This window comes from Evansella cellulosilytica DSM 2522 (genome assembly GCF_000177235.2).
In the GTDB taxonomy this organism is placed as follows: Bacteria; Bacillota; Bacilli; order Bacillales; family Salisediminibacteriaceae; genus Evansella; species Evansella cellulosilytica.
This window is the reverse complement of sequence record NC_014829.1, coordinates 1,255,218-1,281,170: the sequence shown is the minus strand read 5'-3', so window position 1 is coordinate 1,281,170 and position 25,953 is coordinate 1,255,218. Positions and strand designations below refer to the sequence as shown.

Here is a 25,953-nt window from a genome sequence, read left to right as displayed (position 1 = left end):
TTTAACAAAATGTAAAGTATTGTGACTAGTCATTCACTATCCTCTCACTAACATCCTTTCTATGTCCCTAGTAAAATATAATTATTTCCTTTATGTTATTGACTTGTCATCCACAACTTCCCACCCTTCTTTCAGAGCTCTCTGATACAAAGCATAAAGCACTTTTGCCTGTTTTTCAGATGGTAATGGAATTTTGCCTTCTGTATATTTTTTTAAAATATCTCTCTGAGTAATTGTTAGTGTACCAAGGCTTTTTGTACTAATGTAATAGCTTAATAGTTGAGACCACACTTCAAAATTAGTTTTTACTACGAATGTCTGTATTTCAATCCCACTATCTAATTCTTTTTGCTGCTTCTCAGATTTAATTTCAAATTTTTCTTCTTCTGTTGTAATCACTAAATTTCTTAGTGGTGATAAATCTAATTCAATATTACAAATATCCTTCCAGCATAATTCTTTCTTACACCACTGTGATATATTCGCTGAACCTGGTGGTGGATTTGTAATATTTTCATAAACCATCCTGGTTATAACTTTCATTAATTCTGCTAACTCAATTGGTAGTCTTTGTTCATCCCACACTTTACCAAAATCTAAAAACAATTTCTTTTTGTGAAGCATGTGGGAAAGTAATGCAATTGAATAGGTAACTGTTTGCGCCCTAAAAGCATTCTCATACCATGGAGCTTTTGACACAATCTTTTCGGTCGTACGGAACAAAATTACCCTAGATATCGCATCCTTAAAATATTTTTCTGTTATCGCCATTTGATTCTTTTCAAGTGTATCTGTAACAGAGTTTGCAAATTCTTCGAAACTATACTGTGCACCCTTTGAAACAACATGGGGTTTTCGATCCCAAGAATTTTCACTTTTTGCTAAGAAAGTCTTATCAATAAGCTGATGCTTCGGATTTTCAATTTGAAACTGTCTTCTCTTTGCTGGAGTTAAGTAAGCTTGCTCATTTAAATATTCTCCACGTACTCTTTCATAAAACCAATGTGTACGCTTTTGAGAGCCTTCACGAGTAGCTACCCATATACGTTTTGAGTAATCCTTCATTTCCTTATGGAATGGACTATTTGAGAAGAAGTCTGATTTGTTTACTTTGTTCTGGGTATTTGCAAATTGAGATACATTCGATACAAACTCACTTTTTTTCTCAATATTATTTACTACTGATAATTTCATTTGAACTGACACTTTAGAAATGTCCAACTTCGCGTTCTTTTTTGCTGCATAGATAGCGGAAGTCGTTTGACCACCATTCACAATTTGGAAATCTGTAATTTTTGTGATATACCCGTCTTTAGTTTCAACATGAGTAGCAGTAGCTGTAATTCCATTGTTATATGCGAAAAACATATCTGGTTTAAATTGAATAGTATTACGTATACCTTTATTAACTCCGCCTCTAAATTGTAAAAAAGTACGAACATTTTGCTCTAACAATTTTTGACCATATACGTCATAAATATCAAATAATTGGTTCCCATCTAAAATCCCTAAATAAGATTGATACTCATCTGAATTACTTGGCACCACTATATAAGGAACTTTTAAGTCAATATCGTAAGAACCTGAAGTGTTCTCAGATTTATAAATAGCATATAAATAGTTTATATCAATAATTTTATGTTCGCATGGAATATTGTTTACTAAATCATTTGGTATGCTAGATATTGTTTTAGTCATTTTTCCATCTGTTAAAACGATTAATCGAAATTTATCTATCAAATTATTTTGCACATTTCGATTTATTGTAAATGCTAGCGAATAAGCATCAGAAGTTTCCTCTAAGTCATAATGAAGACCTTGCATACTTAATTCTCCGAACTTTTTTAATCGTTTAAACTTTGTAGTTACTTGTTGCTTCGTTAATGTATCGATTGTATCATCTTGAAAAAACTGAAAATTTATTAATGAAAATGTCTTTCTTTCTTCATCAAAATCGTACCCATATACCTCACAACCAGTTTTTATAAATTCTGCAGCCTCGTAATTATTGGTTAAATCGCCAACTTGCATCAAATCTTCACAGACTAATTCAAAAAATGACTGAGCCTTCATTAATCCCCGACTTTCGGAGTCAGAAAATATTGATTGTAAGAAATCTGAATGGAACTCTTCCATTGTTATCATGTTCTACACCTCTATTATATTAAAATTTCATCTACTTTAACCTTGAATTGTGAACAACCCGACAAATCAATTCTATACTTCAAGTTAGTAATTAGTGGTGAAACATGATCATAGTGTATTTTAGGGAACTCCTCTCTAACTTCAAAAACATTTATTTGTTCCATAGAGAATTTTGATAAAGAATCTTTCTGAATCTCCGGAATATAGCCATATAGTTCTACTTTCTCCATAAACTCCTCTAGTAAATTATTATCGTCTATCGCTCCGGTTATTGAGTTAACTAAATCTACGATTGTCTCCCCTTTGTATATTTCATTAATTGCACATGCAACCAGATATAATGGATTTTTTTCTGAATTTAACTGCTCTTTTGAAGAAATCCATACAGAATTACCGGATGTTATTCTATACGATTTTATCTCTATTGCTAAATTTTCTAGTAAAAAATCCTGCTTATCTCCTAAAGCTCCTACCCAGCTATTTATACTCCTACTGTAACCATATCTAGGGATTAAGTAGTCTTTTAATATCTTTAATTCACTGAATAATCCCATCTGTTCTTCTTTTGATAGTAAGTTCAAAGTAGTTCTTTGAAGTAACTTTTGCCATCTAACTAAACGTTTCATAACTTTTACAATTATTTCTTTTTCGTTTTGCTTCATGACATTAATCAAATCATTGCATAGCACTAAAAAAATTTCCCAATCCTTTGATTCCTTTAATAGTAGAATTAGCTGGTTGGGTGTAGATGTATTATCAAGTTTAACCTCAATGCCCTTTAACTTAATTTCTCTTTTCGGAAGAATAAAGTTTTCATCACATTGTATTAATAAGCCATATTTATTTAAAGCATCTCTGATCCAAAAAGCATTGTACTTGATAGACTCTTTAACCCTGATTTTATTTAAATAATTTAATTCCGTCCAAGGATTATTCATCATAGTCACCAATTTCATCATTCTCAACTTTTAATGCTTCTTCGAGTTGTCTCTTATATACATTATTGATACGAACTTTAAACATATTATCTTGTGGTCTTCCTGAGATAGGAAAACTTATCCCAAAACCAATAGCATTAGTGATAAATTCATCGTTCTGACCTCTAAGCTCAAGTGCATGAAGCATAAGTAAAGGTTTGTCCAGTTTTGTACGCATCTCACTTGAACTTAAATTACTGAATTCTTTAGGCATAACAATTCTCTCAGGATTAGCTCGGGAAAGTTGTCTGTTTGTGACTTCGAAATATCCCTCCTTATGTTTTACTTTTCTCTTTTGACGTTTAACTGTAATTGAGTCATAAACAAAGCTCTCGGTTCCTTTACCATTAAATAACACTACATCCCAATTAGATTCACTTGCTTGAATATATTTTCTTATAAAATCTATGGGCATTCTCGACCTTAATCCGAGTGGGTCATTTTTATATAATTGATAGTTCTTTACAAATGTTTCGACTATAGACTTGTCCACGTTTTTCCAAACATAGCTTTCCTTAGAGACATGCTCATATCCGCCAGTCAGTAAACTATTCATTGTTTCTCTTAAGAGAATTTCATTTTTAGAGATATCTTTTTCTCCATCATTTAACCATCCAGTTTCCTTCATTGAACCATCTAGATTCATCTGCAAATACATATCTTCTGTATGTTTGGATTTATTTCTCGCTGTAATTTGTACAAGGCTATCAGGGTGCAACTTAACAGCTAAACCAAAATCCCTAGGTGTTAAATTGTCTTGCTTCATATCCTTTAATCTATTAATTAAATCATTTGTAGCCTCAATTATAAAACCAAACTTTCTATAAAGGTCATCCGTGAGATAGATACGACAAAGGTCCTCGTATCCAATGCGATACCCAAACCAACGTCCCATTTGCATTAATGTATCATAAAAAACAGTGGTTCTTAAAAAGTAACTAACACTTAATCCTTCTAATGTATATCCCCTTGATAAGCTTAATCCACCAATAACTATTACATTCGTTTGAATATCATCTCTGTACACTAAACGGTCCTTAGCTTTTTGATGCGCATCACGTATAATTACAAGTTCAATAACCTCTGCTAACTCTCTTAAAATAGTTTCAAAACTGAATTCTATATCTTCTAATCTCGTGTCGAAAGTACTTCTCATTAACTGAATAGTTACAGAATAATTATCGGGATTATCAAGATTACCATATGCTAAAATATTATCCTTTACTATTTCAAAATACTCTTTAACAAGTTTTTTAACTTTAATATGGACATTCGTAAATCTGGAAATATGAATAAGCATACTATTATGCTTCCTTTGATTACGTAAATTTCGAATGGCTATATTTAATAGAAATAAATGAATTGCGTCCTTTAGAGTATCCGGCAAGACATTAAGTTCTTCAGCATAGTCTTTTTTGTGTTTAATTATAAATGGTATTTTTCCTGGTGGATAAGGGGTATCGTCTAACTCATAAACTGCATCTTCGTCCGGTATTTCCACTACAAACTTTTTATCTTCACTACCGAATATTTTTTCGGCTCCAAAATAATTGGAAGGCGCTTCTAATGCATAAATGAAATCTTCCGGGAATAAATCTTTACCTATTTCTTCGTTTTTGGCTTCATGATCTATAAAAATATTGGCATATGGTGTTGCTGTATAAGCAACATACGCACTTTTCTTAAATTTCCTTAATAGTAGACGTATTTTTTCATTAATTACCGTTGGATCTTCTTCCTCTTTTGTATTTATGGATGCATAGTCTGACTCGTCGTCAATTACCAACATAGCTTTTTCAATTTGGTTCTTATAATGTTTTTCTAACCATTCTAATAAATTTGATAATGACTTCGTATGCTTCTTTATTACAACTAGAATGGGTAATTGCATGTTTTCGAAGTTTGTTGTTCCTCTGGCTTTTGCTGTTTCGAGTTTAAAGTCATTGTCAGCATTAGTGAGACTGTCTGGCATTTTTTCTCTTTTAAATCCAGGTAATTGACCAACACCTTGATAATTTGCACCTATAAAAACTTCGTCTAGTCTCTTTTGCGTCTGATCTCTTAGATTATTTAACGCCCCAGCAATAACAACAATAAACCTATATCCTGCATCTGCAGCCTTACAAATCAAAGAAGCATAATTGGATGTTTTTCCAGATTGCACATGTCCAACAACCATACCGTATATTGAAAAATCACCTAAATCTGGATCAGCTAAATTATTCATTACTGCATCTGTATCTTCATCTATTGTATTCAATACATCGGTTGGCAAATTCCGTTTCATATAGTTCATGTAATTTGAAGAATAATAATTATCAATTTCTAGCTGTTTTTTACTTGTCCACCATGTTGTATCTCTTGCTTTTTGATTTTCTCCGGTTACCAAAATTCCAGACTCGATCTTAACAATAAAAGATTGCTCTAGTTCATTCTTAAGGTAATTCCAATCCTCTCCACTTAAAGATCGTATATGCTGCTCATCTTCAAGTCCAAGGATGATTTTCAATAGATTTTGGGGAGTATTTTCTATAACCCCTTTCCATTCCTCTATTAATTTTTCTATGGTATCTTCTTTCAAAGTACTTTGTTTTGTAAGATTATCTGTAATTTTTTCTTTAACTTGATCATACATATTATTTTTATCTCCCGTTGCTGGCATATTTAAAATAATCCTCCCTATTTTTATATACTTCCGTTCTTAACAATTGCTTAATAAAATCCTCACTAATACCGCCGGCACGCCAATTTTCCACAAGGGCTTTTATTTGTACCTCATCTATTAATGAATCTTGTTTTACATTCAATGGGTTGGTATTTAATTGTGCTACTATAGCATCCAAAGGAAGGTAACCTTCTACTCCCATCAAAATAACGTTTAACAAGTGTTGTTGGTCATCATCTAACGTGTTCTCAAGGCTTTTGATAATTGGATGTAATCTATTAATTGCAAATTTTATTTCTTTATTATCGGCCATCAACTCCCAAAAGCGCGTTGTTGATTTATCTTCGATTTTTTTCCCTCTACCTGTATAGGGTCGTGAACCTTTTACTGTTACTTGTTGGATAATACGCTTTAAGTCGTTTTTAAGTTCAGTATCAGGATTAGCAAAAGATTTCTTAATATCAATACCCCAAGCAGTATCTTGGTTATTAGGAATATCTATTTTGATTCTAACAAGTTTATGGGCATCGTTTGCCCTGTGCATCCCCCACCAGGTACCATATATAAGTAATCTGTGGGCTCTGTATAAATAAAAACCTTGAGACTTTGTATAACCATCTTTCGTAGCATACTTTTCAAATTGTTCCTGTGACAGTTTAGAATGGTGTGGTAAAATATATGGCTGTATTATAATTTCTCCATCCATATACTTTATTTTTTCAGGCGTTAATTGTTGAGTTGCTATATGTTTTGGATTAAACGGATTAAACGGTTCAAGTTGATGACCATTTACAGAAATACTTAATGCTTTCTTGCCTGGCACAATTCCTTCTAAAAAACAATGAAATACTAATGACAGATGGTTTCTTAGTATATCCACCTTACTCGGTATATTAGCTTCAGTAAAAGTATCTATACCCCGCCAAACGACTAAAGTTCCACAATCTTGTTTCATAAAAACATCGAATAAAGGTATCTTTTCAAATTGCTTAATATCAGGAGTGATGAGGAGCCATTCGTTTTCTCGCGAGATAAAATTCAAATCCCACTGCTTAATAGAAACTATTCCATCTTTTTTTGAGATAACAGTTAAGTCAGTACATTGGGAAAATGAAGCCGTTTTTAACCCTAGCCCAAAACGACCTAAGTCAGTTTCTTCTCTGGTTGAGTCAGGATCATTTGTAGCTAAACGCATGGCATCTATAAGCTCATCATTAGACATGCCATTGCCATCATCCAATATTGTAAACACTGTATTGGGGTTCGGAATACAAACTATCTGAATATTTTTTGCTTTTGCAGTAATACTATTATCTAGTACATCCGCTACTGCAACTTCAAATGAATATCCAATATCTCTTAAGGATTTAATAAAATTAGATACTATTGGCTTTACAACTTCTGTATGCATTATTTCTTCACCAACTTTTATTAAATAGTTTTTTATAACAACAAATGAATAATTAATACCATAATATCCTATAAATTTTATCTCATTTTAGTCTCTAATTTAATTATACAAAAAAAGAGGACTATTAGCCCCCTTTTTTCCATTTATTTGTCTATATTTTCAAATAACAATTTCCTCCAGTTTATTGTTTATATTTAGCATATCAACTGCCTCAACTTTTGGATTTTCCCCTAGTGCATTTAATAGACTTTCTGCAATAAATCTAGCTAATAATGGTGGTACAGCATTTCCCACTTGTTGATATTGTGCATCTTTTGTACCTTCAAATATAAAGTTATCTTGAAATGATTGTAATCTGGCAGCCTCCCTAATTGTCACTGCACGATCAAGGCTTGGATGTATCCACATAGATTTCCTTACATTCAAAACTGTCCCTGCAATTTCTTCATAATCTAGTCTTTTATAAACTGTATTTTGCGTTCTACTATAATCAGTATAGGTAGATTTCAGTTCATCTGTTAAGTCATGAAAATTTTGTCCGGGTTGCAACGAACGAAAACGCTTTAAGGCAGTTTCACGAGTTTCAGTTCTTACATGGTTATACAAGTATCCATTATTATTTTCGCGATAATAATTTACTAATGAATTTCTACTTATTAAATTCTGTTTCTTAATAGGAACTGGTGGTGAATCTATCATCGTACTAGTAGGGAGGGTTTCCAAGTCACTTATCGCAATCGAAATATTAAAAAACTCTTCTTCATTAGTTAATATTGGTTCAGGTAATGTTACCCTTCGTCCTTTTTTTACTAAATCTTCCCGAACTCCAATTATAAATAGACGTCTTCTTTGTTGTGGGACCCCATAATTTGCTGCATTTAAAATATATTTATCATCTTCGTTAATCTTATACCTTAATTTTTTCAACCTTTTCTTTACATACTCAAATACATTATACGTTTGTACTTCAACAGTAATATTCTCATTAACTATCGTTATATTTTTATAGAATATATCATTATCTTTAATTTCCCTATACTTCATTAATATCCTTTGTACTTCTACAATTTCTTTTAACCTATCTAGAAATCCACCGCTTTCTATCCCCGACAACAAAATATCTGCTAGTTCCTCTCTTAACTTTTTCCAATTTTCTTTATAGTCATCACACCAATAATTGTGTAATTCGTTCCATTTTGTTAATATTTTTTTGAAATAGCGTGAATTATTATCTTTGTTAAAGTATTCTTTTATATTGTTTTTTCGTTGAATTGCGTTTAATTTTGAAAAAATTTCTTCATCTAATAAAAATTCACTAAAATTAATATCTTGTTGATTTAGAAACTCAATGAGCAAAAGAGTTAATTTCATTTTTTTCCCAATTACAATTGTTTCATTCACTAGCTTTATATCCAATCTTTCAAGCTCTTCTTTTTCATGATTTGCTTTAAAGAACTTATGCTTTTCCGATCGCATCGTATTTACATTTTCCATTAAAAATGCTTTTGGATTTAGGTTTTCAATCACATTTATATAATCTTTTACAAGTTGGTTATTTATGGATATAAGTGTATTCTTTTGACGATTAGCATTTGAAAAGCCCTGACATGGTGGACCACCTATTACAATATCTATTCCTATTTTTTTTAATTCATTAATTTGCTCATATTTAAGATCTTTTATATCTCTAAAAAAAAATTCTTTCCTTAAGCTTTTATGATTTCTTCTAAATGTTTTTCTGGCATTTTTATTATTTTCGATTGCTGCAATGACTTCAAATGAATCTGTTTGCTCAAATCCAGCACTCAATCCACCTGCACCTGCAAATAAATCAATTACTTTGAGTTTGCCCATTGTAAATCCCCTTCAAAATCAAGTATACAGATTTGTTTATAAGTAGAAGTATAACATAATATGAGATACTAAGAATCTACAAAAATATACAAATTTAAAAGAATACCAAACGAGTAGGAGGGGGCGATTAGCCCCCGACCTCTCACACCACCGTATAACAGACTGTCTAATAATTGAATTCGCAGTACACTTGAAAGCATGGAATTATCCACTTTTGCTTAAAGAAGTGTTGTGCATATCAAATCTTGAAGAAGCTAGTTCTCTGTAGATATCTAAGAGCTCCTTAACTGCATTTTTTTTGAACAGTCTCTTGAGACTATAACAAGACAAATTAGGTTGGCCTCATGCCATTGATTCAAACCCTTGTGTTAAAAAGAATAAATAGCCGAGGTTTTGTTTCATAATCCTGAAAAGGGTACACAACGAATTGTCGCTCTTTGTTTATAAATATTTATTTAATTTCCCGTAGTTTTGGAAGTCTGTTCAATCACTCCTTCATCTGTAAACCTAGTTACCGACCTTCGGTTCTTGGCATAAGTACAAGACTACTTTTTGACCGCAAATACCGTAAGCCTTGCAAGTGTATCGCTTATATACTCGTTCCCCTTTTGTTTTCCATTCCATTTAAAAGGGGATTCATGACTTACCAGACATTCAAATTGAAAGTTAAAGGCATCATATTCATATTCAAAGTATCTGAAAATATATTAGTGATTACCAACAAATAACATTCACAGGAATAGGGGAAGTAAGAAGATCAAATAATAATGCAACTCTGATATACTCGTTATTTATATCGGAAAAATTTAAACTCACATGGTATTTTTCTCAGTAATTAATAACATTTAAAAAATATGGCATTTTAAAAGATCCTTACTAAGTTCTTATCGATTATTTGTAATCACTGTATAAGATCGACCATGTACACTTTTCCATTTTTATATAATTGACTAAGTAAGGTCAAATTCAATAAACCCTTATTTAGCTTTTTTCACTTAACTAAATAAGGGTTTCCTATTATGGAATTAAAGTAAGCTGTTCTATAGAATTTTTGCTATTACTTTTCTTGTATCTTTTTTGTAGTTCTAGAGCTATTTCATATCCAAGTAGTGGCGGTACAGCATTCCCTACTTGTTTATATTGACTTGACTTAGTGCCTAAAAACACAAAGTCATCTGGAAAGGATTGTATTCTAGCACACTCGCGGACTGAAGGTACACGGTTTTCTTCATAGTGGAAGTAATTTCTATGACCTGTATCTATCGTATGAGAAGGTAAATTACTGTTCATTCTCTGAAACGCTTTGTTATATTTTCTAATATTCCAGTATTCTGGTGGCAGGTCTTTAATTGACCCCCCATCCCCTACCATCGAAATTATGTCAATCGTTTGATCGGTATGGTTCGTCTTGTTATGATTAAGGATAATATCAGAATTTTCTCTCATAAATGTTTGATAAAGATTCTGAGGTTTTACATGATATTCGAACTCGACATCTGAACCTTCAAATTTTTCTAATGATGGTAAATCGGATAACGCATCCTTAGTAGAAATTACCTCATTTTTTTTTCTAGGGAACTCAAAAGCTCCGTCCAGTACGCCCACAAAGAATACTCGGTGTCGATGCTGAGGAACACCATAATCAGCTGCATTTAATACTTGTGGTTCAGATATACGATAACCTAAATTCCCAAATCGATCCATTATATCTTCTTTGAACATGCCTTTATTTAAAGTTAAAAGACCTTTAACATTTTCAATCACAAAAAATTTCGGCATAACTTCTTTAACAACTCGAAAATACTCTAAATAGAGGTGGTTCCTCTCATCATTTATATCTCTTGTACCAACTGTGCTAAACCCCTGACACGGAGGTCCGCCAATAATCCCTTCAATTGTATGATCACTTTTCAACTTTTCCAACCTTTCTTTTGAAAGATCATGAATACTCATTACTTCTGCAACCTTGTTTTCTCTGTTATGATTATATGTCTCGATAGCATCTTTCCAGAAATCGATAGCTAGAACAGTTTCATAACCAGCCATCTCAAAGCCTAGACTGAAGCCGCCAACACCACTAAACAAATCAATAATTTTTGATTTACTCATTTGTTAATCCCTCCTTGATTGCAACTGCAACTGCCTTTGCTAATAATGGGGGTACAGCATTTCCTACTTGTCTATACTGGCTTGTCCTAGATCCATAAAAAATAAAGTCATCATTAAAAGATTGGAGTCTTGCGGCCTCTCTAACTGTAGGAATTCTATGAAATATAGTGTGAAAATAATTACTATGTGCATTTCCTGTATCTATTGTTACAGAGACATCTTCTTCATCTAGACGCTTGTAGGCTGAAGAGTGGCGATTCTTACGGTTATTTGGAAAGTAACTTTCTGGAATATCGCGCCAATTTCCTCCTTGTGGAACACAAGCAATCCTGTCTTGCTGAATTTTAGCTGGATAACGGATTTCATGATTTTCTATACTATTTTTAGAATTTCTTAAATATTTTCTATATGAAGAATCTGGTTTAGAAGATAAAAAGTAGTTCGAACGATTTTTTCCCATTTGCTCTTCTAATTCATATAATTCTCCTAGCGCATCTTTAACTAACACAATTGGTTTTTTCTTTAATTTATCAAAAGTAATTTGAGGAATATCTTTCCTTGTTGCGATAAAGAATGCTCTTAATCGTTTTTGCGGCACTCCGAATTCAGAGGCATCAAGAACTGCACTATCAACTATATAACCGAGATTTTCTAGAATAGAATATATTTTTTTCCGGGCGTATCCGTTGTCTCGTGTTAGAATACCACGTACGTTCTCTATAAGTACTACTTTAGGCATAAAAACTTCTACAAATCGAATGTATTCATAAAACAATTTATTTCTCGGGTCTGCCATTTCTTTTTGCCAACGATTCGCAGAAGAAAAACCTTGACAAGGTGGTCCACCAACGATTACATCTATGTCTCCAGTTAAATCAAACATATAAGTAATTTCATCATTCTTTATCTCTTGGATATCCGCACAAATTGCACGAGAGTTTAAAAAGTTTTGATGAAAAGTTTCCACTGCATCTGGATTAAAATCAAGTCCACCTAAAATATCAAATCCGGCTAACCGAAAACCCTCACTAATTCCACCACAACCACTAAATAAATCTATTACTCTAGGAATCATTTAAATTCACCTTCCAAAAATCTATAAAATAAACTCGTTTATACTATCTTTATTATCGGGAGCACTATTGAATCCGATATACTTCAGCGTCTTCTTACTAGACGAATGGTGAAATAACTTTTGAAGATAGTTAATATCTTTAAATTTTTTATAATGATGATACCCAAATGTCTTTCTCATCGTATTTGTTCCTACATTAGCTTTGAGTCCAATTTTAATAGAAGCATCATTTAAAATACGATAAGCGTGGGACCGGTCAATAGGTTCTCTACCTTTCCTACTTTCAAAAATGTAGCGTGACAATAGAAATTCTTCTTCCCTTTTTTGCTGTTCCACAAATAACAAAAGACATTCCTTGACACCAGAATTTATAGGGTAGTTATCTCCACTGATATGTATAGAAGACACAATTTCACCTTGATGAAAGACGTCTTGAAATTTTAAAAAAAGGATATCACAAATTTTCATACCTGTATTAATACCAAGTACAAACAATAAATAGTCTCTATAGTTTTGGCTTTTTAATACTGCCTTTAATTTTTCAATATCTTTCTCAGACTTAATTGGTTCTACAAGATTCATGACTACCACCTCCAATACACCAATACAGCAAAAAATATAAATTCTATTATTTTGCTGTATTCATTATAGACTAAAATGAAGTCTAATGGCAAGAATATATGTTTGCTTTTTTAAAAAATATTTATTCACTACATAATAAAAAGCTACCTTAAAAGATAGCTATTTTTATCATCCTTCTAACGCTGCATTGATCACTTTCTCAACGGGCTCTATTAATTCTTTGTCCATAGAAGGATAGGCTTGTATTGCACTTAACCCGTTAATGTATTCTACCGTTTCCCCTGGGTATAAAATTGAAGCGTGCTCTACAACTTGACCACCTTTTTCATCTCTAATAGCATCACGATAAGCGTGCATCTTATCAATATCAACTTTCTGAGGTTTCCCTTTATTATTATGATTAAGTGCATTATCAAAAATTTCATCTTCACTTTGCAATTTATATTTGGGGTCAAATAAGAATATAGAGGTTTTCCCATTTGGTTTAGAAACTTCAATCGCTATATCTGGTCTTTGGATATAACTAATACTTCTTAAGCTCTTCCCTTTCGATGTAAATGACCTCTCTGGAATAAACCTTACTATGTTATTCGTAATAGGATTCTCAAGAATAATAGCTGGTTTCCCATCCGACAGGACCTTTACCGTATTACTACCAAGAATTGGGGTCAATAATCTTTGCATTTTCACAACATATCCCGCTTTAAGAGCTTCATCTAACAAAATAGCTAATATCTTAAGTGTCCCCCACTTTTGATATAATTCCGGCGTATTCTCTAATGGTGAATCCATTTCTCTCTCATTTATATTTGATATCATCACCTTGCGAAACTCTTGAAACCCATCTAAAACCGCACGATATGCAGGAACATTTAACAAAACCATCGTTATTTTTAAACTTATGTGGTTTGGGACATCGACTTCATGAAGAAAAGTCGCACTTTTAGTAGCTCGTTCCATTTTTGTTTCTAACAGTATAACCTGCTCATATAAAGATTGATTGTTAAGAGCTAGCAATATCTTCTTCAACTTCCGAAGCTGGGTGTTTACCTGATGTATATATAACTGTAGTAACTGATTTTCATATATATTATAAGAATGCTCTACCCTACTGTCCATAAGCCTTACTGGTAGACTTTGCGAACTAAGATTATTTGGTTGCACAAGCGAATAGGCAATTTTAGTAGCATTGGGACGTCTAACATATTCTGATCTTACCCATACATCTTGCGTCTTCAAGATTCGATGAGGAGCTTTAGTCAATATATCTAATACTTTTACTAATCCCATTTTCTTATTCGTACCTAAGATAGCTCTTTGAATTCGAAGAAGCTCTTGAGCAACAGTTGAATGCGTAGTTGGAACAAACCTTATTCCAGTAAACGCCCCTAATCGGTTTAAGCTGACTGATATATCCACAGGAAGCTTATAAATTAACTCTTCCAGCATAACTACATGAGCATCTTTACTAATTTTGGAAGGAACTACTGTAAAATTTCTATATCGATTAGCTTTGTCATAAAATAACTTCAATTTATAGTGTCCAGCGGAAAATCGGAAACTTTTGGTCACTAATCGCTTACTAGCACCTATTATTTTTAGAAAAAGCTCTACAGGTTGATTATTTATGGATAGTTCGTAATAATCCCACCTATCTATATCAACAGCTATTTCCAAAATTACGGATTGCCATTCTTTTGGTTCTTGGATGTAGCCTCTTTGTTGCTCGCAATAAAAGTTTAAATCAAAAGTAGCTTGCAACTCCATATCTAGCATACCTCTCTAACATTTTGTTTACTTTTTCAGTGCTTAATTCTAAATTAGCTCTATCAAGAATAATTTTTAATTCTTCTAGTTTGCCTCCAATTTCTAGATCAGTACCCTTTATCTTCGGCAATATTTTCTGTAATACTTGTTCATCTAATGCAACATTCCAGCTTTGTCCAACTTTCTCTGCATCTTCTATATACTTTTTTAAGTCTCCAATTACACGATAAGCAAAAGGGGCAACCTCAAATACTGTGTCCCATATCTCCATGATAACATCACTATATTCTTCAGCGCCTAGTGCAGCTTTAATTTCCTCTCTACTAATTTCCACTTCTATAAGTTGAGCACGATCGTACACTTTATCAGCAAAACTTTGTGTTGTTTCATCTACATTAATAGTCCCGATAAAAAATAGATTAGGAGTTAATATAATTCTGTCTTTTGGAGGAATATCAATGTATACTTCTTCATTTCTACCTTTTACTTCTAGAAGGGATAAAAATTTTGCAAAATAGTATTCCACACGAGCCAAGTTCATCTCATCTAAGATAATATGATATGGTACTGGCTGTCGCTTTTCTTGTAGTGAAGCTACATACTCATCTTGTGCTTCCATAAGAAATTTGCTGAATTCAGTGTGCTTATATTCGTTATCCAGTGGATTATAAAACCCCAATAAGTCCTCATTAGACGTCCAGTTTGGAGCAACTGGTACAACTAATTTCTTAGCTCCAATGGCTTCCGCATAAAGTTCAGCTAACCAAGTTTTCCCAGTACCACTAATCCCTGATAGAATAACAAACCCTTTATTTATAAGAGATAAGTGATACCTTCTAATCATTCTATCTGAGATTCTCATTCCCCTATTACTTATAAATTCTTTTACTGTATCTAATGAGATAGACTGGTTATATACCCCTCTTTTTTCCCTTGTAAAATCCGCATCCTTCGGGATAGTAGCACCCACAAGTTCAGCCATTTTACTCACCTGATCTTTAAAACCCTGTTTTGTTATTGCATTTGCTTTTTTGTATGAATTCTCGTTACTCAAATGGCATACTCCCTTTTACATTCGTAAATTATATCGTTCCTCTATATCAAAATGTTGTAAAAAATCATCTTCTAATATTGCATTAGTCAATTCGGGGTGTAAATTCCCCTTGTATATTTTACTTCCTTCTTTTCTAATAAGTCCTGTATAGTTAAGAAGTGAAGCCCAAAAACCATAAGCATTTACATTTTCAACAATACTATCTTTTGTTAAGGTAAGCTCTTTATTACGGTATTGCTCAATATATTTTTCTACTATTTCTTCTTGTACCGCATTATCGGTAGCCGTAATAAAGGTATTCATAATAAACCATTCCATTTTATCTAGCGAGTCAAATTTATCAAGTGTCTTTAAAACCGTTCTCACAACATGGATATCTGTACCTCTTACATACCAATAAATAAAAGCGTTCGCATAGAAATGCTTATACATAGTACCGACTTGCTCAATAACTTCTTTTTTTTTCTGTTCTTTCGCGAGTTGTTCCATTTCAATTAGCTGATATAGAACCTCGCCACTCTGCGTTACTAGATGTCTACTATCGGGTACTTTCCCACCTTGCAAGGAATCTCCGTAAATTATTCCAATACTCTTCATAAATCCAACTATGTGACGAAGCGTACTTGGTTTATTAACATCTATTGTTTTTCCGATTTTTGCTTGAAGTTCAGAGTTCCAAACATCCTGACCAACCTTATCTTTATCTTTTAAATAGGACATAATCCCAAACATTTGTCTATGTGTAGTATCACTTATACTTCTACCCGGGTTACTCCAACCAATTAGTTTAAGCATTTAAATCCTCCTAAATAACTCATTTAATAATTTTTATTCATCATCAAATAATCTAATTTTAAGTTCGCTAGAATAAAGGTAGATTTTAATTTGTCCTTATATATATCGTATTTTATCATACTGACCATTACGAAGCACAGGAACGATTAAAGGTAATATTCGGATTTAGTAAATAAGTGAGTTTTGTTTTCCACGCATTCGAAAATTTCTATTTCCTTCCCGGTTACTTAATATACTAGAACAGTCTTTTATACAATCCTACATCCTACTGATTCTCTTTGGGCAGTCTTCATCTATCCTTTTTCTTTATTTTTAGCTGCTTCCAACACTACTTCTATAGAATTTATTTTCACAGTTAATTTACCTGTAATTCTTGTTTTCGGTATCATATCTACCACTATCTCAATTGAACTTTCACAATGAAAAGTTGGATAGATAATGATGTTTTGAAAGGGCTCTACATCAAAACCCTGTTACACAAAGGTGTCACAATTAGACACTTCTTTTTTCCAAATTGCTCGTAATTCGTATCCACTATAGCTCTAGTAAAGATTGACTCTACAATTTGAAAAAAGACTCTTACATATAGTATTTTTTTAGGTATAAGTAAAATTACAAATTATGAAATACCCTAATACCATTTCCTTCTCCCACTGAAGGAATGAAAAGCATAATCAAGCGCAGAATTTGCAGCCCACCTCACCGTCCAATACTACACATCATAATACCTAGAAGGTCCTTTAAATACCTCTCTCACATGCCAGTTCAGGAACTGTTTCTCTGGATGATAATCTGGATGTATTGGTCTACGAATTGTTTCTCCGTGAAATTTCATTAACCATTTGTTAAAGCCATTTGTACCATGTGCCTCTTCCGCAACTAATAGGATGTTTGTCTCTGTTAATGTAAACACACCGCGATCAAATAATTTATGGTGCAAAGAGCATAAAGCGATTCCATTCTCCTCATTGTCAGGACCACCTGCTTGATGCCATTTAATATGTGCAGCTTCAATACCCACAAGATTATTTCCTAAACGGACATTATAACCGCAAATGGCACAACTGTATTCGTAGGCACGTAATATTTTATTTCTAAAATTAGGGTCCCTTGAACGTTTTCCTTTGAAATCGATATCCAGGCCAACATGCATGAGGATGTCATCGTGAATGGTTTCAGGGAAGTGGTTATTAAGAATAATATCTGTCACTTTTCTAATTAGATTGTTATTGTTAAGAAGAAGATTATATACTTGTTCAGAAAAACCGCCACTTACTTCATTTTTTAACAGCTTTCGGTTATTAGGTTCCATTTCTAATTTATCCAGTTCCCAAATCCCATCTCTTTGTAATCGAACAAACGGTTGCTCTGGATGATAGGACCTTCTCTGTGGTCCAAACTCCACCAATAGTTCCGTCAACTTTCCTCTTGCTTCTGAATAGGAGAGTAGACGTTCTTGAGAGCTCTGCAATCTAGCAAGGGCATAAAGGATCAACAACGGCTTATGAGGTGCGCGCTGGTCACCTTTTTTCCATATGCTTAGATTGGTTATTTTGTCTATTAACTCATTTTCCATCATTAGAGAATCCCTCCATCGCATTCTCCCTAATTCTTTTGCCATTGAAACTAAAATCGAATAAATATCATTTCCCTACTATCTGTTGTACTGGGCCGCATAACTGGAATATTGTACTTCTCTAAAATAGAATCCTTCATTTTATCTCGTTTTAGTTGAACAGGATTATTTGCATGATACGCATGACCGTCTACTTCAACCACTAGTAACGGCATTTTGTCTAGCTTGTTATAAATAACAAAATCAGTAAAACTTATTCCAACCAACGCTCTTCTTTATCTAAAATAAATATATACGCTATTCTATTTAACATATATTAGTTAAGAATTTTCATATCTCGGTTAGTTATATTTTTAGTTTTATTAGTATGCATATCTTTCTATCGGACCGTTTCGAAAAGTAAAATGAGTAATTGCTTTTGCAGTTTTTGAGATATTATGTTAAATTTTTAGAAGTTAATTCGTCCAAACTTATATTTTCTCCGTTTTTCTTTCTACCTAATAATTCATCATAATATCTCATTACTTGTCTCCTTTCATCGCATACATTAGATATAATTTACAGATCAAATAACTTTTAACAACTCGAATTTAGCAACAAATAATCCAACAATAGGGCACGGTTTTCTTTCAAAGAAATCCTACTGCATTTAGTTAAGAAAAAGCAGGACGATCGTTCCGACTTCTATTAAAAAATATATTATGAACTACAGTTATATTTTACCATGTAGCATTTCTTTTTTTCACTACACCGAAAATTATTTATAAGAGGTATCTGCTCGTAATACGTTAACGTTTTATGCTCAACAAGAGTCAGGCACACCGCAAATCACTTGAAAATTAGGGCATCACTTTATTTTTCACGCAACAAGCCCTCTCATCCAATCTACTAACCCTTTATAATCCTTCTCCAAAACAAACCGTTCCGCCATTTGCTTCATTTCTCCATCTCGCTTGAAGATTTGTTTTTTCAGTTGGCGAATTTCTTCTGAATCCTTCAGTAGCGTTGTGGCTATTTGTACGGTATCTTGATAAATTTTATTCATATCCCAACTGTCGCTTGAATGTTTATCTGCGATAATACTTGCGCCAGATTGATTGCCATAGTGGACGCTCCATTTATAATGAAGATCACATTTACTTAAATATTTTTCTTGAATAATCTCAAACCACGCGCCCTGGAAAACACCGGATAATTGGAAATTTGGTGAATATCTATGGTGACCGTTACAGCCAGCTAATGTCGTTATTCCTGCTAAGTTTAATACTTTCACCATCATTGCTACTTGTGGATCTAAGTTTAATGCATTTACTTTAATACCAAATCGTCTTTGGGCAAATGCTCTCCAGCGGTAATGGTAAGCTTCCATCCTCACTGGAAACTCATGACCACGAACATTCATTATTTTTTTCATCGTTGCTATCGGTAACCGGTTCACCAATACTTGGAATTGATCACCTGCAACCCAGAATGTAGGGATGTTCAAACTGCTTAGTAACTGAGGTACCATTTCGATATCCTGTGCTGTATTTTCCTTCGTTAATACAATGATGTCGTTTTTCACTTCAATAAACAATCCTCTCATTTGTAATGCCTCTGCTACACGCTCTGTTCCATTCATCATTTCTAATTTCATTAAGTTCATTGTCATCATCCTCCTGTTTTCTTTGTACCCTAAGTATAAATAAAGACCGGTTACTTTTTAGTAACCAGCCTAACGGAGGACAACGGATGGAATTTCAGACTTCCATTCGTAACCATCATTTGTTGTAACTAATACTGCCGCTGCTATATCTTCCCGCCCCATTGCTTCGGATAGCTTCCTTCGAATACTTGTGATATAACGCTTTACTGCGGAAGCACTTACTTTACAATCATCCCATATCGATTCTTCAATTCGCTTTTTTGGACAAGATGTCATCGAATGATCGATCAAGTAACCGAGAACTTCTGCTTCTTTTCGTTCCAAACGAATATCATCTTTAATACCACGAAAAAATTTATTTTCCTTCGTTAAATCTAATACAACACATTTCCCATCCATTGCATCTTCTAAAATATGATTATAATCTTCTTTTGAAACAGCTTTTCTTTTTTCATTTGTCTCTTTTAATAAAATCGGTTCTCGACGGTTCTCTTTCATTCGATCAGAATATAATTCAATAAACCACTCATGTTCCATCTGCTCATCTAATGCCTTAGCTTCTTCAAACAATTCAAGTGATTTCACAATATACCCAAGCCGCGCATAACCAAGTGCCAAATTGCAAAGCAGTTTAATCCGTCTGCTGCCCGTTACCCCCTTTTCCAAAGCTTCATTTCCGTAAAACAGAACAGCTTCCCACTTTCTTTTTTCTTTAGCTAAAATAAACGACAAATGATAAAACGCATCCGGTTTTTTAGGTGCATAAAGTGTTGCAGATCTCAATGTTTGATACGCTTTAATTTGGTTTCCCTTTTTTATCTTCTCTTCACGACCTACTTCTAAATAAAGCTCAGAGAGAGTAATAGAATAGCGCGGTTCCTTCTTATCAATCTCAATAAACTTTTTGTACAGCTCCACACCTTCCTCTAACCAAGCATTTCGCTCTTCCCCCACATCTAAGCCATCACGCTCAAGCCAGTCATCCTCCCAATCTAGTAACTCCTCAATCGAATTCATTTTCACCATAGCCCCACCCTTTTATAGAACTTGGAAGCAGAAGAGCCGTCCCCTTCCTTCTACTGCCTACTTAAAATATTTTATCAAAAAACTATTGTATGTAACGTAAATCTTTATTTCTTGAGAAAGTTAATTTTTCAACATTCATAAAATCACAAATTGTTATATTTTGAGTGACTAACAGGGACGGTTCTCGTTAGCCGTCCTGCGTATAGGTTCACATCCATTTACACATAAAAAGAGCGCCTATAAATGCGCTCTCACTCTTAGTTTTCTATTCTACCGTTAAGTCCTTCACTCCATTGTCGCTCCCACTCTTCGTACTCACTCACGTAGTCTTCGTATTCCTTTTCAATTACAGCAGGCGCATTAGGTAGTAGTTTCATGCGCTCCCTTATCGTCTTACCATCTTCGTTCCAGTAGAAGTATTCGCTATCTATAAATTTAGGTCGTTGCATATTCATAGGCTGAGTCCCCTTCGGTAATGTTTTGGCCCCACCGTTTCATCTCTTCCTAACTTTTTTTAATTGATTTACATCTATCCAACCACAATACGGACAACTTTCTAAATCCTCAAACAAAGCACCACAACTGTGACACCTATGCTCCGTGTTTTGTTGTTTTTGTACTGTTTCTTCTTTTTTCACTTCAAATCTTGTAGGCCTTTGAGTGACAGTGGATGGTAATATCCTTGTGTATTCTGTTGGATCAAAGCTGTTCGTTTTCACTAATCCCTTCTCCACTTCTTTATAAACAACGGCGATGCTTTCTTTATTATTACTAATAATGAGGTTTACTTCTAACCGTTTTTTCGTTAAAGAAACATCTTTCACTATCGTATGACGATATTTCCGTATGTTAAGAGCAGATTGATTTAATTGCCTATCATGTTCTTCGTAAACTAACTTGTCCTCTTTGAACCTTTGATCATATTCATAAATAGTAAATTTACTTAAAATGATATTTTTAAAGTCTAGTGGTAATTCCAAGTAAAAATAATAGGTTGAACCTTTCTTCTCTACACACAATTCTAGATTATTACTCGCAAGCCCTAGGGTAAAAAGGTCTGTGTCAATATCAACATTTAATAAATCATCATATGTAGGTATTTCTTTTCTTTTAACTTTATTAAAAATTCCCTTAAACATATTTAACGTTTCCGCATATTTAATCATAAAGAATATCACTATACCACCAAGTACAATAAGGAATAACCAAAGCTTAACATCGAGTAAAAGGTATGAAAATAAAATGATAAATGCCCATATACTAGAAACAGAATAAATAGAGTTTCTCGCTAATTTTGCAATCTTTAAAGTAATGTCATCTTGCTTATCGCGAATTTGCCTATATGTCGTTAATCTTTGAATGATTGTATATCCAAGGTATTCTTTAGGTTTTATAGGATATGACAATTCATTTAAATCCCACAGGAGCTCTTGCGCTTTCTCAATTCGGTGTTGAAGGTTAATAGAAATATAAATAGAGATTAACCCAACTAAAGTTAGCAGTCCTGTAGAAATCGCTAAAATAATCATGATAAAATCTGAAACACCCGCTAATCCCTCAACGAAATGAACAAGAGTAGCACCTTCTTCACTTTCATCTATCGTATCGTTCAACAAGTACACCTCCGATAATATCTCCAAAGTTTGACCTTGCTACAATGACCACATGGTCGAATTGTAATAAAACTACATAACAAGGATCCCTTTTATCTCTGTAGTTCTTTACATATTCTACAATATTCTACTACTTCCTTTATAAAAATAAGAGATACCCCCGGCTAACAGGGACGGTTCTCGTTAGCCCTTTCATGATATTCTACATTTTATCGATGTTCTTTAACTTCTAAGTATTCGTCAATGGCTTCAATTTAACTGAATGGAATGGCACTACTTTGTATATCGCAGCCAAGAAAGCATCAACGACTAAAAAATAAACCGACAACCTCTTAGGCTTGTCGGCTTTAAATAATGATTATCAATAATGCTTGTTCATACGTGTTGTCCCATTAAAAATATTAACAAGAGTTGATGTTGTTGAGCCACTAGCTGTCTGTAAGTACTCACCTTTCCAGTATCCATTATCTAAGTAAGTAACACTTTCCAATTGATAAAGTTCTGGATTATGCTGATTCAAGCGCTCCCTCTCATTTTCGAACGCTTCCATAATGATGTCTTCCGAAACACCTTCTAATGGCAAAGAAGTAGAGATAAACTCTTCGTCTAAATCAACAATAATTTCAAGAGTTTCTCGTGGAATAATCATAGGATCACCATTTTCATCTTGGAGTACAAGGTTTTCAAACAGTAATTGAGTAGGAGTCCCTTCAACATCCTCAAACTCCAACGCTATTTCATGCACCCTATTAGGCTCAAAAATAGAATGAAGGTCAATTGAACGAGTACTAGTATAAACTTCACCTGTATCCGTTAAAACAGATACTGCACTATCTGCCATATAAAAAAGACTAACATTTGGAAGGTTTATCTCCCAATTAAAGAAAATATGTACGTCTTGTCCGTAAACTCGATTTCTCGTATGAATTTCAAAGTCTTCAAAAGACAGTTGTTCCGTAGCTATCGTGTTATCGAAAGTGTCAAAAGAAGAGAAACCATCTGGATCGATTAACCAATCTCCATCCTCTCGAAACACAACTAGTTCATCATCGTCTACTTGTTCGTTTCCATTATAGTTACTTTTTACAGATACCCTGAAAAACATATTATGGTCATCTATCTCACGAGAATTTGCGATTCGATATTCAAGGAATTCAATATTGGAACGAAAATCGCGGTCCTCAAGCGCTGAAACGAAATCATTTGCGGTGACACCATGCCGCTCTAGATAAGTAGGTGATAAGTACTCCTTTACCATTTTATAATCTTGATCTAAATAGTGAGTATAAAAATGATTTACAAATTCCTCGGCTGTCATTTCATCTGTAGAGATAATACTAGCTTCGTTTACCTCGGGGGTATTAGTCGTTGCTGTATCCTCATTGCATCCACCAAGTAGCAACAGCATAGAGAATAATGTAATAGTGGGAAAAAATAATTTCATTAAGTAACCTCCAACATTTTTTATATACCATTCTAGTATATCGAAAAAAAGAAAGAAATTGGGTATAAATCCCCAAAAAAATTTATACCTTCTGATATAAAACTACTACAACACTGTACCTGACTAACAGGGACGGTTCTCATTAGCCAAACTTACAAATGCAATTTTTCCTTTGGCCTTTTATGGACATACAAGTGCCTCATTTCTCCCTTTACATGATAGGATTTATCGCATCTGTTACAAATCGTTTTCAGTGTGCTCTCATAACCGTAGCGAAAATAACCCTAACTCAGGAGCATTGGTTTCGTATGTATCAATTTATTAATAAACTAGGCTAGACTTTCATTCAATATTGTCTGCCTTCGTTCTCCAGCATCTACCATGTTATTAATCACTATCCATCTGCTTAAATCTCTCATCTGTAACCTTCTAAAGTTCAGGGACTAGATCCCTGAACTATTATTTATTTGTTCGTATGAGTTCTAACAATTTAAGTTATTTAATACAATTTTACAAATAAGTACAGCACCATCATTACAGGTAATAATACCCACGACATACGTTATATTAATGTTTTCATTTCAAAAATCACTTAAATTTCTTGAATGAATTTAACATAACTCACCCAATAACTCATACGTATAAATAGCCACTTCAATCTCATAAACTAACATGTACATTCGTATAAGTTCATGTTTTCAATATTTTAGTAGTAATTGGGAGGTGTTCGATGAAAAATGTAACCGCTTAACTAAAGAATCGCTTGAAGAATATGGACCCGTTTTACAATTCATCATCAACAAGATTTTACTAATGTAACAAATCCGAAAAGTGAAAATAGGGGGAAAAGAAATGAAGAAGTTATTGTTTCTTAGTTTAGTAGCTTTCCTTATTGTTGTTTTAGCCGCATGTGGTGGTGATAGCGATGACACTGCAGGTGGAGAAGCAGACGAAGTAGATACTGTAGGTACTGATTTAGAAGATGCAACGGAATTAACGTTCTGGACATTTGCAGGGACACACGCTGATTTCTTTACAAGCGCAGCAGAGCGTTGGAACGAAGAGTATCCAGATCGGGCAATTGCCTTTACTGCTGAAACATATCCTTTTGATCAAATGCATAACAACCTGTTGCTAGCATTACAGTCTGGCTCAGGAGCTCCAGACATGGTTGATATTGAGATAGCAAGGTTCCCTAACTTTTTGCAAGGGGATATACAGTTAGAGCCTTTAAATGACTTAATTGAAGGTGAACTAGATAAATTCATCACGGAAAGATTAGATATTTACGGAAAAGACGGCACCTATTACGGGGCACCAACTCACCTTGGGGCAACGGTTGTCTATTACAACACAGAGATTATGGATGAAGCAGGTGTAGATATTGACTCCATCGTGACATGGGACGACTATATGGAAGCAGGGAAACAAGTCGTCGATGCGACAGGGATTCCAATGACAACAATCGCTGATGGCTGGTATGGATTCTGGCCTTATGTCACGCAAAGACACTCCGACTTCTTTGATGAAAATGGGGAATTAATTTTAGATAACGATATCAATATTCAAACATTAGAATTCATTAATCAAATGGTGAATGAAGATGGTATTGCTGAAATGACACCAGGAGGAAACTATCATTCAGAAGAATTTTATGGCTTTATGAATGACGGAGGTCAAGCATCATTAGTGATCCCGATGTTTTACATGAAAGACTTTACTACCTACATGGAAGATTTAGATGGAAAAATAGAGATTAGACCGATGCCAATTTGGGACGATTCTGATGCTAGAACTGTAGGTATGGGTGGTACTGGTACAGCTGTTACAAACCAATCTGAAAACATTGAGCTCGCAAAAGACTTTCTATACTTTGCGAAACTATCCGAGGAAGGGAATATCCACCTATGGACGGAGCTCGGTTTCGACCCACCACGCTGGGACGTATGGGATGCACCTGAAGTAAGGGAGGATAATATTTACTATCAATTCTTCCACGATGACATTTTTGATATTTTACTAGACATTCGCGATGATGTGGCAAGTGTCAACATTACAGAACACACACCAGATGTACTCGACGAGATCGATACGAACATCATGCACAATGCTATCCGTGAACAGTCTAAAACTCCAGAGGAAGCACTTCGGGAAGCCGCTGAAAGAGTGAGATCTTCAATGGATTAATTTTTTTAAAAACGCTTATGCCTAGATT

The 25,953-nt window shown here is 33.9% G+C and carries 19 protein-coding genes; 1 reads left to right on the top strand and 18 read right to left on the bottom strand.

Annotated elements, in window-relative coordinates; all coding sequences use genetic code 11:
• Positions 1 to 90: 90 nt before the first annotated feature.
• The 18 genes from BCELL_RS05780 to BCELL_RS05695 all read right to left on the bottom strand — a co-directional run bounded on the left by BCELL_RS05780 (position 91) and on the right by BCELL_RS05695 (position 23,738).
• Positions 91 to 2,145 (bottom strand): AIPR family protein, encoded by a 2,055-nt coding sequence (locus BCELL_RS05780; RefSeq protein WP_013487742.1) that lies wholly within the window; start codon positions 2,143 to 2,145, stop codon positions 91 to 93.
• 14 nt (positions 2,146 to 2,159) lie between these two features.
• Positions 2,160 to 3,104 carry a PD-(D/E)XK motif protein gene (locus tag BCELL_RS05775; RefSeq protein WP_245546997.1) on the bottom strand — a complete coding sequence of 315 codons (945 nt, stop codon included), beginning with the start codon at positions 3,102 to 3,104 and terminating at the stop codon, positions 2,160 to 2,162.
• Positions 3,076 to 5,784, bottom strand: coding sequence for a Z1 domain-containing protein (locus BCELL_RS05770; protein ID WP_013487740.1), 2,709 nt, complete (start codon positions 5,782 to 5,784; stop codon positions 3,076 to 3,078). Before BCELL_RS05770 ends, BCELL_RS05775 begins: the two co-directional genes overlap by 29 nt.
• Complete coding sequence (locus tag BCELL_RS05765) at positions 5,765 to 7,198, bottom strand: ATP-binding protein (protein ID WP_013487739.1); 1,434 nt, start codon at positions 7,196 to 7,198, stop codon at positions 5,765 to 5,767. The genes BCELL_RS05770 and BCELL_RS05765 overlap by 20 nt, the downstream gene beginning before the upstream one ends.
• Positions 7,199 to 7,357: 159 nt before the next feature.
• The gene (locus BCELL_RS05760) at positions 7,358 to 9,052 is read right to left on the bottom strand and encodes a DNA cytosine methyltransferase (RefSeq protein ID WP_013487738.1); all 1,695 of its coding nucleotides are present in this window, start codon (positions 9,050 to 9,052) and stop codon (positions 7,358 to 7,360) included.
• Positions 9,053 to 10,069: 1,017 nt separating this feature from the next.
• Positions 10,070 to 11,161 carry a DNA cytosine methyltransferase gene (locus BCELL_RS05755; RefSeq protein ID WP_013487737.1) on the bottom strand — a complete coding sequence of 364 codons (1,092 nt, stop codon included), beginning with the start codon at positions 11,159 to 11,161 and terminating at the stop codon, positions 10,070 to 10,072.
• Positions 11,154 to 12,236, bottom strand: a complete 1,083-nt coding sequence (locus tag BCELL_RS05750; RefSeq protein WP_013487736.1) for a DNA cytosine methyltransferase — start codon at positions 12,234 to 12,236, stop codon at positions 11,154 to 11,156. Before BCELL_RS05750 ends, BCELL_RS05755 begins: the two co-directional genes overlap by 8 nt.
• A 21-nt stretch (positions 12,237 to 12,257) precedes the next feature.
• Positions 12,258 to 12,818 carry a tyrosine-type recombinase/integrase gene (locus tag BCELL_RS05745; RefSeq protein ID WP_013487735.1) on the bottom strand — a complete coding sequence of 187 codons (561 nt, stop codon included), beginning with the start codon at positions 12,816 to 12,818 and terminating at the stop codon, positions 12,258 to 12,260.
• Positions 12,819 to 12,986: 168 nt separating this feature from the next.
• On the bottom strand, positions 12,987 to 14,585 hold the full coding sequence (locus BCELL_RS05740) for a DUF2357 domain-containing protein (RefSeq protein WP_013487734.1): 1,599 nt from the start codon (positions 14,583 to 14,585) through the stop codon (positions 12,987 to 12,989).
• A complete protein-coding gene (locus tag BCELL_RS21515) occupies positions 14,563 to 15,639 on the bottom strand; it encodes an McrB family protein (protein ID WP_013487733.1) in 1,077 nt (358 codons plus the stop codon). The genes BCELL_RS05740 and BCELL_RS21515 overlap by 23 nt, the downstream gene beginning before the upstream one ends.
• A 15-nt stretch (positions 15,640 to 15,654) precedes the next feature.
• Positions 15,655 to 16,434 carry a hypothetical protein gene (locus tag BCELL_RS05730; protein ID WP_013487732.1) on the bottom strand — a complete coding sequence of 260 codons (780 nt, stop codon included), beginning with the start codon at positions 16,432 to 16,434 and terminating at the stop codon, positions 15,655 to 15,657.
• Positions 16,435 to 17,146: 712 nt separating this feature from the next.
• On the bottom strand, positions 17,147 to 18,013 hold the full coding sequence (locus BCELL_RS05725; protein WP_013487731.1) for a phosphorothioated DNA-binding restriction endonuclease: 867 nt from the start codon (positions 18,011 to 18,013) through the stop codon (positions 17,147 to 17,149).
• A gap of 47 nt (positions 18,014 to 18,060) precedes the next feature.
• Positions 18,061 to 18,276 (bottom strand): DUF2726 domain-containing protein, encoded by a 216-nt coding sequence (locus tag BCELL_RS05720; protein ID WP_041808139.1) that lies wholly within the window; start codon positions 18,274 to 18,276, stop codon positions 18,061 to 18,063.
• Between the two features lie 593 nt (positions 18,277 to 18,869).
• Positions 18,870 to 19,655: a hypothetical protein gene (locus BCELL_RS05715; RefSeq protein WP_013487730.1), complete on the bottom strand. Its 786-nt coding sequence runs from the start codon at positions 19,653 to 19,655 to the stop codon at positions 18,870 to 18,872.
• 69 nt (positions 19,656 to 19,724) lie between these two features.
• On the bottom strand, positions 19,725 to 20,681 hold the full coding sequence (locus BCELL_RS05710; protein WP_081457242.1) for a helix-turn-helix domain-containing protein: 957 nt from the start codon (positions 20,679 to 20,681) through the stop codon (positions 19,725 to 19,727).
• Positions 20,682 to 20,938: 257 nt separating this feature from the next.
• Positions 20,939 to 21,136 carry a hypothetical protein gene (locus tag BCELL_RS05705; RefSeq protein ID WP_013487728.1) on the bottom strand — a complete coding sequence of 66 codons (198 nt, stop codon included), beginning with the start codon at positions 21,134 to 21,136 and terminating at the stop codon, positions 20,939 to 20,941.
• A 39-nt stretch (positions 21,137 to 21,175) separates the two neighbouring features.
• Complete coding sequence (locus tag BCELL_RS05700; RefSeq protein WP_013487727.1) at positions 21,176 to 22,294, bottom strand: hypothetical protein; 1,119 nt, start codon at positions 22,292 to 22,294, stop codon at positions 21,176 to 21,178.
• Between the two features lie 361 nt (positions 22,295 to 22,655).
• Positions 22,656 to 23,738, bottom strand: coding sequence for a hypothetical protein (locus tag BCELL_RS05695; protein ID WP_013487726.1), 1,083 nt, complete (start codon positions 23,736 to 23,738; stop codon positions 22,656 to 22,658).
• 852 nt (positions 23,739 to 24,590) lie between these two features.
• On the opposite strand from BCELL_RS05695, the gene BCELL_RS05690 reads away from it, so the two are divergent.
• Complete coding sequence (locus tag BCELL_RS05690; protein WP_013487725.1) at positions 24,591 to 25,925, top strand: ABC transporter substrate-binding protein; 1,335 nt, start codon at positions 24,591 to 24,593, stop codon at positions 25,923 to 25,925.
• Positions 25,926 to 25,953: the final 28 nt, after the last annotated feature.